Below are 15380 nucleotides of genomic sequence, written 5' to 3'. Positions count from 1 at the left end.
CAGAGGCTTCGGTCTCGTAGGATGGGGGAGTGACTTCCGCACCCGCTGCACAGACGCCCACCCCCATTCGCTCCTCCGCCACCCACGCGCAGATCAGCGTGCAGGGCGCCCGGGTGCACAACCTCCGGGACGTCGACCTGAAGATCCCGCGCGACTCGATGGTGGTCTTCACCGGGCTCTCCGGCAGCGGAAAGTCCAGCCTCGCCTTCGACACGATCTTCGCGGAGGGGCAGCGCCGCTACGTCGAGAGCCTCAGCGCCTATGCGCGGCAATTCCTCGGGCAGGTGGACCGGCCCGACGTCGACTTCATCGAGGGCCTCAGCCCCGCGGTCTCCATCGATCAGAAATCGACGAACCGCAACCCGCGAAGCACCGTGGGCACCATCACCGAGATCTACGACTACATGCGCTTGCTGTGGGCGCGCGTCGGCGTGCCCCACTGCGCGGTCTGCGGCGAGCGGATCGAGTCCCAGACGGTGCAGCAGATCGCGGACCGCCTCATGGAGCTACCCGACCGCACCCGATACCAGGTGCTCGCCCCCGTCGTCAGCAAGAAGAAGGGGGAGTTCGTCGACCTCTTCCAGGACCTCGCCGCGAGCGGCTACTCGCGCGCCCTCGTCGACGGGGAGCTGATCCAGCTCTCGGATCCCCCGAAGCTCAAGAAGCAGGTGAAGCACGACATCTCCGTCGTCGTCGACCGGCTCGTCGCCGGCCCGGAGGTGCTCGGTCGCCTCACCGACTCCCTCGAGACCGCGCTCCGGCTCGCGAACGGCACCGTCGGCATCGATTTCGTCGACCGCGCGGCCGATGCGGAGGATCGCACCCGCGTGTTCTCGGAGCGGCTGAGCTGCCCCAACCAGCACCCCGTGCAGCTCACCGAGATCGAACCGCGCACCTTCTCCTTCAACGCCCCCTTCGGCGCGTGCCCCGTCTGCTCCGGCCTCGGCACCAGCATGTCGGTCGACGAGGATCTCGTGCTCGGAGACCCCGAGCTCTCCCTCGCGGAAGGGGTCATCGTGCCCTGGACCAGCCAGGGCAAGAGCCTCTACCAGTACTACGAGAAGCTGCTGAACGGTCTCGCCCGCGACCTCGACTTCTCGCTCGACACCCCCTGGGAGCAGCTCAGCGACGAGGTGCGCCAGGCCGTGCTCTACGGCAACGACTTCAAGGTCAATGTGCGGTGGAAGAACCGCTTCGGTCGGGAGGTCAAGTACTCCAGCGGCTTCGAGGGCGTCATCCCCTTCATCGAGCGGCAATACGCGGAGGCCGAGAGCGACGCGAAGCGCGACCGCTGGCAGGAGTTCCTGCGTGAGGTGCCCTGCCACGCCTGCCACGGCCAGCGTCTGAAGCCGGAGGTGCTCGCAGTCACCGTCAACGGCGAGTCGATCGCCTCCGTCACCGAGTTCAGCCTCACCGATGCGCAGCGCTTCTTCGACGAGGTCCGGCTCACGGAGCGCGAGGCGCGCATCGCCGCACAGGTGCTGCGCGAGATCCGCCTCCGCTTCGACTTCCTCATCGAGGTGGGCCTCGGCTACCTCACCCTGGCGCGCGCCGCGGGCACGCTCAGCGGCGGCGAGGCCCAGCGCATCCGCCTCGCCACCCAGATCGGCTCCGGCCTGACGGGCGTGCTCTACGTGCTCGACGAGCCGAGCATCGGACTGCATCAGCGCGACAACCGGCGCCTCATCGAGACCCTGCTCAAGCTGCGGGATCTCGGCAACACCCTCATCGTCGTCGAGCACGACGAGGAGACGATCGAGGCCGCCGACTGGATCGTCGACATCGGCCCGGGAGCGGGCGTCGAGGGCGGCACGGTCGTCCACTCGGGGCACTACTCCGAGCTCCTGGAGAACGAGCGCTCGATCACCGGGGACTACCTCGCGGGACGCCGCAGCATCGAGACGCCCGCGAAGCGCCGCAAGCGCGACCGGAAGCGCGAGCTGAAGGTCGTCGGAGCCCGATCCAACAACCTCAAGAACGTCGACGCGGTCTTCCCCCTGGGCGTGATGACCGCGGTCACCGGCGTCTCCGGCTCCGGCAAGTCCACGCTCGTCAATGACATCCTGTACCGCGTGCTCGCCAACCAGCTCAACGGCGCGCGTCTCGTGCCCGGCAAGCACACCCGCGTCACGGGCCTCGAACACCTCGACAAGGTCGTGCATGTCGACCAGGCACCGATCGGACGCACCCCGCGCTCGAACCCGGCGACCTACACCGGGGTGTTCGACAAGATCCGCTCCCTGTTCGCCGAGACGCCCGAGGCGAAGACCCGAGGCTACCTGCCCGGACGTTTCAGCTTCAACGTGAAGGGCGGGCGCTGCGAGGCCTGCTCGGGCGACGGGACGCTGAAGATCGAGATGAACTTCCTGCCCGATGTCTATGTCGCCTGCGAGGTCTGCGGCGGTTCGCGATACAACCGCGAGACCCTCCAGGTGCGCTACAAGGGCAAGAACATCTCAGAGGTGCTCGAGATGCCCATCGCGGAGGCCGAGGAGTTCTTCCGTCCGATCTCCTCGATCCACCGCTACATGAAGACGCTCGTCGACGTGGGCCTCGGCTACGTGCGGCTGGGGCAGAGCGCCACGACGCTCTCGGGCGGCGAGGCGCAGCGCGTGAAACTCGCGACCGAACTGCAGAAGCGCTCCAACGGCCGCAGCATCTACGTGCTCGACGAGCCGACCACCGGCCTCCACTTCGAGGACGTGCGCAAGCTGCTCCTCGTGCTGAACGGCCTCGTCGACAAGGGCAACACCGTGATCACGATCGAGCACAACCTCGATGTGATCCGCAGCGCCGACTGGGTCATCGACCTCGGACCCGAGGGCGGTTCGGGCGGCGGCACGATCCTCGCGGAGGGCACGCCCGAGCAGCTCGCCAAGCACCCAGAGAGCCACACGGGCCGCTTCCTCGCGGAGGTGCTCCAGGGCTGGGCGGCCAAGTCGGCCCGCGCGGCCGAGCGCGGCCGAGAGCAGCGGGAGTCGGCTTGAGCCCAGACGACCCCCGGCTGGCGTTCCGTCCCGCACAGGGCGAGATCCCGACGAGCCCCGGGGTCTACCGCTTCAGCGATCGCCACGGCAGGGTCCTCTACATCGGCAAGGCGAAGAACCTCCGCGCCCGCCTCGCGAACTACTTCCAGCCCGAGCACTCACTGATGCCGCGCACGCGCACCATGCTCATGCTGGCCGCGAAGCTCGACTGGACGGTCGTCGCGACGGACACCGAGTCGCTGGTGCTGGAGCACACCTGGATCACCGAGTTCAAACCCCCCTTCAACGTCCAGTTCAAGGACGACAAGAGCTATCCCTACCTCGCCGTCACTCTGCGCGAGGAGGCGCCTCGCCTCATCATCACGCGGAACGAGCGGATCCGCGGCGCCCGCTACTTCGGCCCCTACCCGAAGGTGTGGGCGCTCCGGGAGACGACGGCGCTGCTGCAGCAGGCCTTCCCGATCCGCACCTGCAACGACGCCGACTACAAGCGCGCCATGCAGAGCGGCAGGCCCTGCCTCGCCGGGCAGATCGGCCGGTGCAGCGGCCCGTGCTCCCAGAAGCTGAGCATCGAGCAGCACCGCGCACGCGTCGACGAGCTGGTGTCGTTCCTCGCGGGCGGTGATCGCTCGCACCTGAAGCGGCTGCAGCGCGCCATGCGCGAGGCCGCGGCCGAGCAGCGCTACGAGGATGCCGCGCGATTGCGCGATCAGGCGCAGGCCGTCGAGCACGTGATGGAGAAGAACGCCGTGGTGCTCGGCCTCGACGTGAACCTCGACGTCTTCGGCCTGCGCGCCGATGAGCTCGCCGCCGCCGCCCATCAGTTCATCATCCGGGGCGGCAGGATCCGCGGTGAGCGCAGCTGGATCGTCGACGTCGAGCTCGACGACTCGCCCGGGACCCTGCTGGAGCAGGTGATCCAGTCAGCCTACGAGGGGGACCGCGAGCCCCCGCCGCAGATCCTCGTCCCGCAGCTCCCCGACAACACCCCCGAACTGGAAGAGGCCCTGAGCGCCAGGCGCCCGCGGCAGGGACGCGTGCGCCTGCACGTGCCCGAGCGCGGCGACAAGGCGCAGCTCATGGAGCGCGCCGTGCTGAACGCGGGGGAGCACCTGATCCGCCACAAGCTCAAGCGCGCCGCCGACCTCACCGCCCGGACGGACGCCCTCGCGGAGCTGCAGCGCGCTCTCGGGATGGACGAGGCTCCGCTCCGCATCGAGTGCATCGATGTCTCGCATCTGCAGGGCACGGGCGTGGTGGCCTCGCTCGTCGTCTTCGAGGACGGACTGCCCGCGAAGGGCGCCTACCGCAAGTACCGGATCGAGCAGACCCGCGACGACACCGACTCGATCCACCAGGTCGTCTCGCGCCGCGCCGCGCAGTTGCGGCAGCTGCGCGAGAGCGGCGAGGCTCCGAGCGGGATCTACCGCGACCGGCCGCAGCTGCTCATCGTCGACGGCGGCGAGCCCCAGGTCAAGGCCGCCGCCCGCGCGCTCGCCGAGGCGGGCATCACGGACGTCGCCCTCTGCGGGATCGCGAAGCGGCTCGAGGAGATCTGGCTGCCGGGAGACCCGTTCCCGGTGATCCTGCCCCGGACCAGCGAGGCGCTCTTCCTCGTGCAGCGGATCCGCGACGAGGCCCACCGCTTCGCGATCACCTTCCAGCGGCAGCGCCGCAGCACCTCCATCGCGAGCCGGCTCTCGGAGATCCCGGGGCTCGGCCCGAAGCGCGTGCAGGCGCTGCTCAAGCACTTCGGTTCCGTGGCGCGACTGCGCTCCGCCACCCCTGCCGAGCTCGCGGCCGCCCCCGGCCTCGGCCCGAAACTGGCCGAGCAGGTGCTCGCCCACCTCAGCTCCGAAGCCGGCCCAGCGGCTAAGCTTGAGACGTCGGGAAGCACGGGCTCGGACGGGGAGGAACTCGAATGAACGAGCAGCGGACGCAGCAGGAGATCCTCATCGTCACCGGGATGTCCGGGGCGGGTCGCAGCACGGTCGCGAACACCCTCGAGGACCTCGGCTGGTACGTCGTCGACAACCTTCCGCTCTCGATGCTGAAGACGCTCGCCGACATGGCCGACCGCTCGGGCGGTGCGCTGCCGCGCATCGTCGCGGTCGTGGACGTGCGCGGCCGCGACCTCTTCGGGGAGATCCAGGACACGGTCTCCCAGCTGCGCGAGACCGCGACCGTGCGCATCGTCTTCCTCGACGCCACGGACGAGATCCTCGTCCGGCGCTACGAGTCGGTCCGCCGCCCCCATCCGCTGCAGGCCGAGGCGGGAAGCCTGCTCGAGGGCATCCGCCTGGAGCGTGAGCGGCTGCAGGAGCTGCGGGCCTCCAGCGACGTCGTCATCGACACCTCCCGCTACAACGTGCACGATCTGTCGACCGCGACACGGGAGCTGTTCTCGGACGACAACACGCCCGGACTGCAGCTCTCCGTGGTGAGCTTCGGCTTCAAGTACGGCGCACCGACGGACGTCGACCTGATGGTGGACATGCGCTTCCTGCCGAACCCCTTCTGGATCCCCGAGCTCCGGCCGCTGACGGGGGTGGACCCCGAGGTGAAGGAGTACGTGCTCGGCCGCGACGGCGCCGCCGAGTTCCTGGAGCACTACGTCGCCGCGCTCACTCCCGTGCTCGCCGGCTTCCAGCGCGAGAACAAACGGCACGCCTCGCTCGCGGTAGGATGCACCGGCGGCAAACACCGCTCGGTCGCGACCGCCCGTGAGCTCGCCGACCGTCTCGCCGGTCTTCCCGGCGTCAGCGTGACGCTGCGCCACCGCGACCTCGGTCGCGAGTGACGCGCGCCGTCAGATCGATTTTCGCGCCCCCGCGCCAGACTCCGAAAGGACCCATTCGTGCTGTCGACCCCCGAGGTGAAGAGTGAGCTCGTTCGTTTCCCGGTGCAGCGCACCAGCGAACGGACCGCGGAGGTGGCGACGGTCCTGCGCCTCGCCGGGGGGCTGCACACCATCTCGGGGCGCATCGCGCTGGAAGCGGAGCTGCACACCCCGCAGATCGTGCAGCGGGTGCGCAAGGATCTCGCCGAGCTCTACGGGGTCCGCTCCGAGGCGAAGCAGCTGCCCCCGTCGAGCACCCGGCCGGGGGCGCCGCAGTTCCTGGTGCGCGTGCTCGACGGCGAAACGCTCGCGCGCCAGCTCGGGCTGCTCGACCAGCGCCGGCGCCCGATCCGCGGCCTGCCGAACCGGCTGACGACGGGCGCGCAGGCCGAGCTCGCCGCCGTCTGGCGCGGGGCCTTCCTCGCACGCGGCGGGATCACCACCCCCGGCCGTTCCGCCGGGCTCGAGATCGTGTGCCCGACGAGCGAGGTGGCGATGGCTCTCGTGGGGGCGGCCGGACGCCTCGGGATCGACACGAAGAGCCGCGAGATCCGCGGCCAGAACAAGGTGGTGATCCGCGACGGCGAGGCGATCGGCGAGATGCTCGGCGCGATGGGCGCCGCGCAGGCCCGCGCGAGCTGGGACGAGCTGCGGCGCGCGCGCGAGACCCGCGCCACCGCCAACCGCCTGGTCAACTTCGACGACGCGAACCTCCGGCGTTCCGCGCAGGCGTCGGTCGCCGCCTGCGCGCGCGTCGAGCGTGCCCTGGAGATCCTGGGGGAGGGCGTGCCCCAGCACCTGCGCTACGCCGGTGAGCTGCGTCTCACGCACCGCGAGGCGAGCCTCGACGATCTCGGCGCGCGCGCCGATCCGCCGCTCACGAAGGACGCCATCGCTGGCAGGATCCGGCGCCTCCTCGCGATGGCGGACAAGGAGGCCGAGTCGCGCGGCATCCCCGGCACGGAGGCCAGCCTGCCCGAGGAGCTCGACACGCTGTAGGGGGTCGCGTGACAGAGCCGGAACACTAGACTGGAACGACAACTGTCCACCCAGAGATTGGAGCACCGCATGGCTGCCTACTCACTTCCCGATCTTCCCTACGATTACGCCGCTCTCGAGCCGCACATCAGCGGGAAGATCATGCAGTTGCACCACGACAAGCACCACCAGGCCTACGTCACCGGCGCGAACACCGCGCTGGAGCAGCTGGCGGAGGCCCGCGCCAACGACAACCTGGCCGCGGTGAACAAGCTCGAGAAGGATCTCGCCTTCAACCTGGGCGGTCACGTCAACCACACGATCTTCTGGAACAACCTCTCGCCCGAGGGCGGGGAGCGGCCCGAGGGCGAGTTCGCTGCGGCGATCGACGAGTTCTTCGGCTCCTTCGAGCAGTTCCAGGCGCACTTCACGGCGACCGCGCTGGGCGTGCAGGGTTCCGGCTGGGCGGTGCTCGCGTGGGACGCGCTCGGGCAGCGCGCCAACGTCGTGCAGCTCTTCGATCAGCAGGGCAACCTTCCCGCCGGCACCGTGCCGCTGCTCATGCTCGACGTCTGGGAGCACGCCTACTACCTCGACTACCTCAACGTGCGCGCCGACTACGTGAAGGCGTTCTGGAACATCGCCAACTGGCAGGACGTCGCGCAGCGCTTCGAGCGTGCTCGCACGCAGACCGCCGGCCTGATCTGACCGTCCGCCCCGAGCCTCCGAGGAGCCCCCAGCCCCCATGCGCACCATCGACTCCCTGGGACCGCTGCGTTCGCGCACGGTGATCGTCCGCTGCGATCTCAACGTCCCGCTCTCCGACGGCGTCATCACCGATGACGGCAGGATCCGTGCCTCGCTCACCACGATTCGCGAGCTCCGCGAGTCGGGTGCGCGGCTCGTGCTGATCAGCCACCTCGGACGCCCGAAGGGAGCACCCGAGGCGCGGTTCTCGCTGCGCCCGGTCGCGGAGCGCATGTCGGAACTGTTGGGGGCTCCCGTTGGCTTCGTGGGCCAGACCGTCGGTGCCGAGGCCGCGGAGGCTGTCCGCGGTCTCGGCGACGGTGACGTGCTGCTGCTCGAGAACCTGCGCTTCAATCCGGGGGAGACCAGCAAGGACGAATCGGAGCGGCGTGCCTTCGCCGCGGAGCTCGCCGCCTTCGGCGACGCCTTCGTCTCCGACGGTTTCGGCGTGGTGCACCGCCGCCAGGCGAGCGTGTACGAGCTGGCGCAGCTGCTCCCGAGCGCAGCCGGGCGCCTGGTGGCGGCGGAGCTCGACGTCCTGCGTCGCCTCACCGACGATCCCGCGCGGCCCTACACGGTGGTGCTCGGGGGCTCGAAGGTCTCCGACAAGCTCGGGGTGATCTCGCATCTCCTCGAACGCGTCGACACGCTGCTCATCGGCGGCGGGATGCTGTTCACCTTCCTCGCCGCGCAGGGACACGACGTCGCGTCGAGCCTGCTCGAGCAGGATCAGCTCGACACGGTGCGCGGCTACCTGGCCGAAGCGGAGCGGCGCGGAGTGCGGATCGTGCTCCCCGAGGACGTGGTGGTCGCCGCGGCGTTCGCGGCGGATGCCGAGCACGAGGTCGTCGCGGCGGATGCCATCGGCGCTTCCCGTTTCGGTGAGGCCGCCATCGGCCTCGACATCGGCCCCGCAGCGGCGGACCGCTTCGCCGAGGTCATCCGCGACTCGGCGACGGTGTTCTGGAACGGCCCGATGGGCGTGTTCGAGATGGAGGCCTTCGCGAACGGCACCCGGACCGTCGCGCAGGCGCTCACGGAGACTACCGGCTTCACGGTCGTGGGCGGCGGCGACTCGGCTGCGGCGGTGCGCGCCCTCGGCTTCGACGACCAGCAGTTCGGCCACATCTCGACGGGCGGGGGAGCCAGCCTCGAGTATCTGGAAGGCAAGCCGCTCCCGGGCCTGGAGGTGCTCGCGTGAACGAACAGACAGCTCAGCAGACCGCGCAGGGGAGCGCAGCCGCCGAGCGGCGCGAGCCGCTGCCGCTCGTGGATCGGACCGCGCTGATCGCGGGCAACTGGAAGATGAACCTCGATCATCTCCAGGCGATCGCGCTCGTCCAGAAGCTCGCCTGGAGCCTGAAGGATGCGAAGCACGACTTCGGCGAGGCCGAGGTCGCGGTCTTCCCGCCCTTCACCGACCTCCGCTCGGTGCAGACCCTGCTCGCGGCAGACAAGCTCTCGCTGGTGCTCGGCGCGCAGGACGTCTCGCCGCACGAGGCCGGCGCCTACACGGGTGACGTCTCGGCCTCGATGCTTGCGAAGCTCGAGGTGCGCTACGTGCTGGTGGGCCACTCCGAGCGGCGGCACGGTCACGGCGAGAGCGACGAGCTCGTCGGCAAGAAGGCCCTCGCCGCGCACCGCGCGGGCATGGTGCCCATGATCTGCGTCGGCGAGACCGCCGAAGACCTGGAGCAGCACGGCGCCGCAGCGATCCCGCTCGCCCAGCTCACCGCCGCGCTCGCCGAGCTTCCCGCCGACGCCGAATTCGTCGTCGCCTACGAACCCGTGTGGGCGATCGGCAGCGGCCAGGCGGCCACCCCCGAGCAGGCGGAAGAGGTGGCCCGCGCTCTCCGGGAAGCGCTGCGTGATCTGCGGGACGACGAGCGTGCGGCGGCGACACGCATCCTCTACGGCGGCTCCGTCGCCAGCCAGAACGTGGCCGGCTTCCTCCGGCAGCCCAACGTCGACGGCGCACTCGTCGGCGGCGCGAGCCTCAAGGCGGAGGAGTTCTCCCGGATCGTGCAGTTCAAGAAGCACGTCACCGCCGGATAGCCCCGCGCCCGGAGCACCCCGGGTCCCGTGTTCCGCCCGAAACCGGGGCGCCGCCGGGACGCCGCAGCCGCTCCGGCTATACTGGACGCTGGCCCACACGCCCTCGACCCTCGAAAGGTGATCCGCGTGCTCATCCTCAAGATCGCACTGATCGTCATCCTCGTGATCACGAGCCTGCTGCTCACCCTCTTCATCCTGCTGCACAAGGGTCGCGGCGGTGGCCTGTCCGACATGTTCGGCGGTGGCGTGACCTCGAGCCTCGGCTCCTCCGGCGTTGCGGAGCGCAACCTCAACCGGATCACCGTCGTCGTCTCGCTCGTCTGGGTCGCCTCGATCGTCGGGCTGGGCTTGCTGGCCCGCTTCTCGGTCGTCTGAGCCGCACCGCACGTCACCACCTCGCGTCTCCGGGAGAGGGCCCGGAGACGATGCAGCCTCGTCAGAAAGGACTACATGGCCGGCAGTAACGCCATTCGCGGCGCGCGCGTCGGATCCGGACCCATGGGGGAGAAGGATCACGGAGCACGCGCGGAACGCATTCAGGTCTCCTACTGGGATGCCCTCGGCAACGAGACGGTCCGCTCCTTCGCGGCCGATGTCGCGCCCGAGGAGATCCCCGAGCAGATCGACTCACCGACGACCGGGCTCCCCGCCGGCAGGGATCGAGAGAACCCGCCGCTGCTTCCGAAGAACGAGCCCTACAAGACGCACCTCGCCTATGTGAAGGAGCGTCGCACGCCCGAGGAGGCGGAGGAGCTGCTGGAGGCTGCGCTGCAGAAGCTGCGCCAGCGCCGCGGCACCGCCCGCGCCTCGGCCTGATCGGGCGGCGCACGACTGAGGCTCCCCGCCGTTGCCGCGGGGAGCCTCAGTCGTTTCGCGCGAAGCTGGGGTGCGCGCCCGGCGGCACCCTGTCACCGCAGCTGCCACCGGCTCAGCGGCGGCCGCCGCTCACAGCTCCGCCGCCAGCGCGAGAATCGGGGCGGCGTCCCCGGCATCGACGGGGAGCAGAAGCACGGGGCGTCCGCGCTCCGCGAGCACCTGGCGATCCCCCCGGGCCTGGGCCGCGATGAGCGCGGCGAAGCCTCCGTCGCTCCCCGGGATGGGAAGGTCGCGATCCGCGCCCTCGACCACCTGCAGGAAGGCACCGATTGCCGGACCACCCTTGTGCAGCTGGCCCACCGAGTGCAGATAGGAGGGGCCGAAGCCGAGCGCGACCGGCGCGCCGAGCGCCGATGCGAGACGGTCGCGCAGCGAGCGGAGTGCGCGGACGGTCTCTCCCTCGGGATCGACGTAGGCCTGGATCGCGAGATAGCCGCCGGCCGGCACCGCGTCGCGCAGCTCGGCGGCGAGCTCGGCGGGCACCGGCCGCACGGCAGGGGTGCCGTCTCCCGGCTCAGCCGCGCCGAGCGCCGCCCGCGCGGCCACCTTCGCGGACTCCACATCCGGCTGGTTGAAGGGGTCGATCCCCATCAGCCTGCCGAGCGCCGCCGTGGCGAGCTCCCAGCAGAGCATCTGCGCGCCGAGCGGCCCCGCCACCCCCAGATCCCAGCCTCGATCGGAATCGGACGAGACGTCGTCGTCGCGCTCGATGCCGTCCCCCACGAGCACGCGCAGCGTGTTCTCGGGGGGGGCCGCAAACTCCGGCGCCTCACGGGGCAGCGCGATCGGGAGCACGCCGCGGCCGTCCTTCCCGGTCGACTCCGCGACGAGCTGCTCGATCCACGAGCCGAGACCGCTCCGCGCACCGTCTTCCTCCGCAACGGCGAGCACGGCGCGGCCGGGCAGGCCGGCCGCGATCGCCGCGGCCAGGCGGAGGCCGGGGTTCTCGGGCGAGTCCTCGGCGAGCGCCTCGCGCACGCCTTGCGCCTCGCCGAGTAGCGCACCCAGCTCGACGCCGGCGAGTCCCGACGGCACGAGGCCGAAAGCGGTGAGCGCGGAGAACCGGCCGCCCACGTTCGGATCGGCCGTGAAGACCCGGCGGCCCGCCGCCCGCGATTCCTCATCGAGCGGCGATCCCGGATCGGTGACGATGACGATCCGGCCCGCCGCGTCGATGCCCGCGTCCCGGAACGCAGCCTCGAAGGCGGCGAGGTGACTGCGCGTCTCGATGGTGCTGCCCGACTTCGAGCTCACCACCACCGCGGTGCGCGGCAGCAGGCGGGCGTCGAGCACGCGCCGCACGGCGGCCGGGTGGGTGGAGTCGATCATGGTGAGCGGCGCCCCCGCGGCGCGGGTGATGACCGCGGGCGCCAGGCTCGAGCCGCCCATCCCGCACAGCACGATCCGGTCGACGCCCTCGGCGGCGAACTCCTCGCGCAGCGCCTCGATCCGCCGAACGAGCTGGGCGGCCTCAGCGGCCGCGTCCGTCCAGCCGAGCCGGATCCTGGCCTCCGCCTCCGCGTCGGCACCCCACAGCGTCGCATCGTGCGCGAAGACGCGGCTCGCAACCCGGTCCTCGACGAGCCGGCGCAGCGGCCCCTCGGCGTCGTCGAGCCGGGATCCGAAGCTCAGCCGGACACTCATGCGGACGCCGCCCGCTCCAGCTCGCGCTCCACGGTCGCGCAGAGCTCCGCCCACGAGGCGTCGAACTTCTGCAGCCCCTCAGCCTCCAGTTGCCCGGTCACCTTGACGTAGTCGACGCCCAATGCGTCGATCGCGTTGAGCAGCTGGTTCGCCTCCAGATACTCCGAGGTGATCGTGTCACCACGCACCTCGCCGTGATCCGCGAAGGCGCGCAGCGTGGCCTCGGGCATCGTATTGACCACGTCGGCGGCGACCAGCTCGGAGACGTACAGCGTGTCGGGCAGCGAGGGGTCCTTCACACCCGTCGAGGCCCACAGCGGACGCTGCGCATTCGCTCCGAGTTCGAGCAGCAGTCGCGCACGCTCCGAGGCGAAGGACTGCTCGAACACCTCGTAGGCGAGGCGGGCGTTGGCAACCCCCGCCTGGCCCTTCAGCGACGCCGCCTCCTCCGTGCCGAGCGCGGTGAGCCGCCCGTCGATCTCGGTGTCCACGCGCGACACGAAGAACGACGCGACGGAGTGGATCGCCGAGAGATCGTGCCCAGCCTGGCGCGCCCGCTCCAGGCCCGTGAGATAGGCGTTGATGACCTGCCGGTAGCGCTCGAGGCTGAAGATCAGCGTCACGTTGACGCTGATTCCGGCCGCGATGGTCTCGGTGATCGCCTCCAGTCCCTCGACGGTCGCGGGGATCTTGATCATGGCGTTCGGCCGGCCGACCCGCTGCCACAGCTCGCGCGCCTGCGCGACGGTGCCCGCGGCGTCGCGGGCGAGGCCCGGCTCGACCTCGATGGAGACACGGCCGTCACGGCCGCCGCTCTGCTCGAACACCTCCGCGAACACGTCGCAGGCGTCAGCGACGTCCGCGGTCGTCAGCTCGATGATGGTCTGCGCGGCGTCCAGGCCGCGCCCGGCGCAGGAGGCGATGCGATCGCCGTAGCCGACGCCGCCGCCGATCGCCGCCGCGAAGATGGTCGGGTTCGTGGTCACGCCGACCACGTCGTGGCTGCCGATGAGCTCGCGCAGCTCACCGCTCTCGATGCGCTTGCGCGAGAGATCGTCGAGCCAGATGCTGACACCGGCCCGGCTCAGTGCTGCAGTAGGGGAGAGGGTCACGCGGTGCTCCTAGCGCTCGTTGCTGGCAATGGTCTCGCGGGCCGCGGCGACCACGGCGTCGGCCGTGATCCCGAACTCGCGGAACAGGGTCTCGTAGTCGGCCGAGGCGCCGAAGTGCTCGATCGAGACGGAGCGGCCGCGGTCTCCCACGAAGCGCTCCCAGCCGAGCGAGAGGCCCGCTTCGACGCTCACGCGGGCGGACACGGCCGCGGGCAGCACGCTCTCGCGGTACTCGGGACTCTGCTCCGCGAACCACTCCAGGCAGGGAGCCGAGACGACGCGCGCGCCGACGCCCTCTGCGGCCAGACGCTCACGCGCCTCCACGGCGAGCTGGACCTCCGAGCCGGTCGCGAGGAGCAGCACGTCGACGCTCCCGGTGGGAGAGTCCGCGAGGACGTAGGCGCCGCGGCGCACGCCCTCGGCCGCCTGCTCTGCCGTGGCGAAGTCACCGCCGCGCGGCAGCACCGGCACGTTTTGGCGGGTGAGCGCAAGCCCGGCGGGGCCCTCGCGGCGGCTCAGGATCTCGTGCCACGCGATCGACACCTCGTTGGCGTCCGCGGGACGCACGACGGCGAGGTTCGGGATCGCGCGCAGCGTTGCGAGCTGCTCGATGGGCTGGTGCGTCGGACCGTCCTCGCCGAGTGCGATGGAGTCGTGCGTCCAGACGAACACGCTGGGCACGTTCATGAGCGCGGCGAGGCGCACCGCCGGGCGCATGTAGTCGCTGAAGATGAGGAAGGTGCCCCCGTAGGCGCGCGTCTTGCCGTGCAGCTGGATCCCGTTGAGGATCGCCCCCATCGCGTGCTCGCGGATGCCGAAGTGCAGCACCCGGCCGTAGGGCTCGCCCGTCCACGTGGACGTGGAGCGCGAGGCCGGCACGAAGGAGGGGACGCCCGGGATCGTGGTGTTGTTCGAGCCGGCGAGGTCGGCCGAGCCTCCCCACAGCTCGGGCATGATCGGGCCGAGCGCCGCGAGCACCTTCCCGCTCGCGGCGCGGGTGGCGATGCTGTCGCCCGGTTCGAACACGGGCAGCGCCTCCAGCACGCCCTCGGGCAGTTCCTCCGCCTCGACCCGGTCGAAGAGCGCCTTGCGCTCGGGGTTCGCCTCGGCCCACGCGTCGAAGGACCGCTGCCACTCGGCGCGCTTCTGCGCGCCCCGCTCCACGGCCTTGCGCGTGTGCGCGATCACCTCGGGGGCGACCGCGAAGTGCTGCTCGGGATCGAAGCCCAGCTCGCGCTTCAGGCCGGCGAGCTCATCGGCGCCGAGCTTGGATCCGTGGATGCCCCCGGTGTTCTGCTTGCCCGGCGAGGGCCAGCCGATGATGGTCTTCAGGATGATGAGGCTCGGCTTCGTGGTCTCGGCCTGGGCGGCGAGAACGGCGCGGTGGAGCTCGGCGACGTCCTCGACGTAGGCGCCGGTCTTCTTCCAGTCGACCTCGATCACCTGCCAGCCGTAGGACTCGTAGCGCATCGCCACGTCCTCGGAGAAGGAGATGTTCGTGTCGTCCTCGATGGAGATCTGGTTCGAGTCGTAGATCGCGATGAGGTTGCCGAGTTCCTGGTGGCCGGCGAGGCTGGATGCCTCGGCGGTGACGCCCTCCTGCAGATCCCCGTCGCCCGCGATGACGTACACGAAGTGGTCGAAGGGGCTGGTCCCGGGCGCGGCCTCCGGGTCGAACAGCCCGCGCTCGTAGCGAGCGGCGAAGGCGAAGCCCACCGCAGAGGCGAGACCCTGGCCGAGCGGCCCGGTCGTGATCTCCACGCCGTCGGTGTGACCGTACTCCGGGTGACCCGGGGTCTTCGAGCCCCAGGTGCGCAGGGCCTTGAGGTCGTCGAGCTCGAGACCGTAGCCGCCCAGGTAGAGCTGCACGTACTGGGTGAGCGAGGAGTGCCCCACCGACAGGATGAAGCGGTCGCGGCCGACCCATCGCGGGTCGCTGGGATCGTGACGCAGCACGCGCTGGTGCAGCAGATACGCCGCGGGGGCGAGGCTGATCGCGGTGCCCGGGTGCCCGTTGCCGACCTTCTCGACCGCGTCGGCGGCCAGCACGCGCGCGGTGTTCACCGCGAGATCGTCGATCTCATCCCACTGCAGTTCGTTTCCCAAGAGTCACCTTTCCCAGCGCGCGAGCGGGCGCCTCCC

Annotated in this window: 12 protein-coding genes; 9 read left to right on the top strand and 3 right to left on the bottom strand. The window is 70.7% G+C overall.

Features of this window, described 5'->3' with window-relative positions:
* Positions 1–65: 65 nt before the first annotated feature.
* The 9 genes from uvrA to B4915_RS02870 all read left to right on the top strand — a co-directional run bounded on the left by uvrA (position 66) and on the right by B4915_RS02870 (position 10422).
* Entirely contained in the window at positions 66–2987 is a 2922-nt protein-coding gene (gene uvrA, locus B4915_RS02910) for an excinuclease ABC subunit UvrA (RefSeq protein ID WP_425436307.1), read from the top strand.
* Entirely contained in the window at positions 2984–4912 is a 1929-nt protein-coding gene (gene uvrC, locus B4915_RS02905) for an excinuclease ABC subunit UvrC (RefSeq protein ID WP_105804339.1), read from the top strand. Before uvrA ends, uvrC begins: the two co-directional genes overlap by 4 nt.
* Positions 4909–5787: an RNase adapter RapZ gene (gene rapZ, locus B4915_RS02900; protein ID WP_105804338.1), complete on the top strand. Its 879-nt coding sequence runs from the start codon at positions 4909–4911 to the stop codon at positions 5785–5787. The genes uvrC and rapZ overlap by 4 nt, the downstream gene beginning before the upstream one ends.
* 57 nt (positions 5788–5844) lie before the next feature.
* Complete coding sequence (gene whiA, locus B4915_RS02895; RefSeq protein WP_105804337.1) at positions 5845–6825, top strand: DNA-binding protein WhiA; 981 nt, start codon at positions 5845–5847, stop codon at positions 6823–6825.
* Positions 6826–6894: 69 nt separating this feature from the next.
* The gene (locus tag B4915_RS02890) at positions 6895–7512 is read left to right on the top strand and encodes a superoxide dismutase (RefSeq protein ID WP_105804336.1); all 618 of its coding nucleotides are present in this window, start codon (positions 6895–6897) and stop codon (positions 7510–7512) included.
* 37 nt (positions 7513–7549) lie between these two features.
* Complete coding sequence (locus tag B4915_RS02885; protein WP_105804335.1) at positions 7550–8752, top strand: phosphoglycerate kinase; 1203 nt, start codon at positions 7550–7552, stop codon at positions 8750–8752.
* Between the two features lie 59 nt (positions 8753–8811).
* A complete protein-coding gene (gene tpiA, locus B4915_RS02880) occupies positions 8812–9606 on the top strand; it encodes a triose-phosphate isomerase (protein ID WP_105804587.1) in 795 nt (264 codons plus the stop codon).
* A 126-nt stretch (positions 9607–9732) separates the two neighbouring features.
* Positions 9733–9981, top strand: a complete 249-nt coding sequence (secG, locus tag B4915_RS02875; protein ID WP_024355871.1) for a preprotein translocase subunit SecG — start codon at positions 9733–9735, stop codon at positions 9979–9981.
* A 75-nt stretch (positions 9982–10056) separates the two neighbouring features.
* Positions 10057–10422 carry an RNA polymerase-binding protein RbpA gene (locus tag B4915_RS02870; RefSeq protein WP_105804334.1) on the top strand — a complete coding sequence of 122 codons (366 nt, stop codon included), beginning with the start codon at positions 10057–10059 and terminating at the stop codon, positions 10420–10422.
* Between the two features lie 129 nt (positions 10423–10551).
* On the opposite strand, the gene B4915_RS02865 is transcribed toward B4915_RS02870, so the two are convergent.
* The 3 genes from B4915_RS02865 to tkt are packed head-to-tail and all read right to left on the bottom strand — an operon-like array spanning position 10552 to position 15344.
* Positions 10552–12126 (bottom strand): glucose-6-phosphate isomerase, encoded by a 1575-nt coding sequence (locus B4915_RS02865; RefSeq protein WP_105804586.1) that lies wholly within the window; start codon positions 12124–12126, stop codon positions 10552–10554.
* Positions 12123–13238, bottom strand: a complete 1116-nt coding sequence (tal, locus tag B4915_RS02860; protein WP_105804333.1) for a transaldolase — start codon at positions 13236–13238, stop codon at positions 12123–12125. Before tal ends, B4915_RS02865 begins: the two co-directional genes overlap by 4 nt.
* 9 nt (positions 13239–13247) lie before the next feature.
* The gene (tkt, locus tag B4915_RS02855; RefSeq protein ID WP_105804332.1) at positions 13248–15344 is read right to left on the bottom strand and encodes a transketolase; all 2097 of its coding nucleotides are present in this window, start codon (positions 15342–15344) and stop codon (positions 13248–13250) included.
* Positions 15345–15380 lie beyond the last annotated feature (36 nt).

The organism is Leucobacter massiliensis (assembly GCF_002982315.1).
Classification (GTDB): domain Bacteria; phylum Actinomycetota; class Actinomycetes; order Actinomycetales; family Microbacteriaceae; genus Leucobacter; species Leucobacter massiliensis.
The sequence above is the reverse complement of the archived record's forward strand: the minus strand, read 5'-3'. Positions and strand labels throughout refer to the sequence as shown.

Bases quoted from the DNA above. Each gene is read 5' to 3' on its own strand.
- rapZ (WP_105804338.1), top strand. From the start codon at position 4,909: ATGAACGAGCAGCGGACGCAGCAGGAGATCCTCATCGTCACCGGGATG.
- B4915_RS02890 (WP_105804336.1), top strand. From the start codon at position 6,895: ATGGCTGCCTACTCACTTCCCGATCTTCCCTACGATTACGCCGCTCTC.
- B4915_RS02885 (WP_105804335.1), top strand. From the start codon at position 7,550: ATGCGCACCATCGACTCCCTGGGACCGCTGCGTTCGCGCACGGTGATC.
- B4915_RS02870 (WP_105804334.1), top strand. From the start codon at position 10,057: ATGGCCGGCAGTAACGCCATTCGCGGCGCGCGCGTCGGATCCGGACCC.
- B4915_RS02865 (WP_105804586.1), bottom strand. From the start codon at position 12,126: ATGAGTGTCCGGCTGAGCTTCGGATCCCGGCTCGACGACGCCGAGGGG.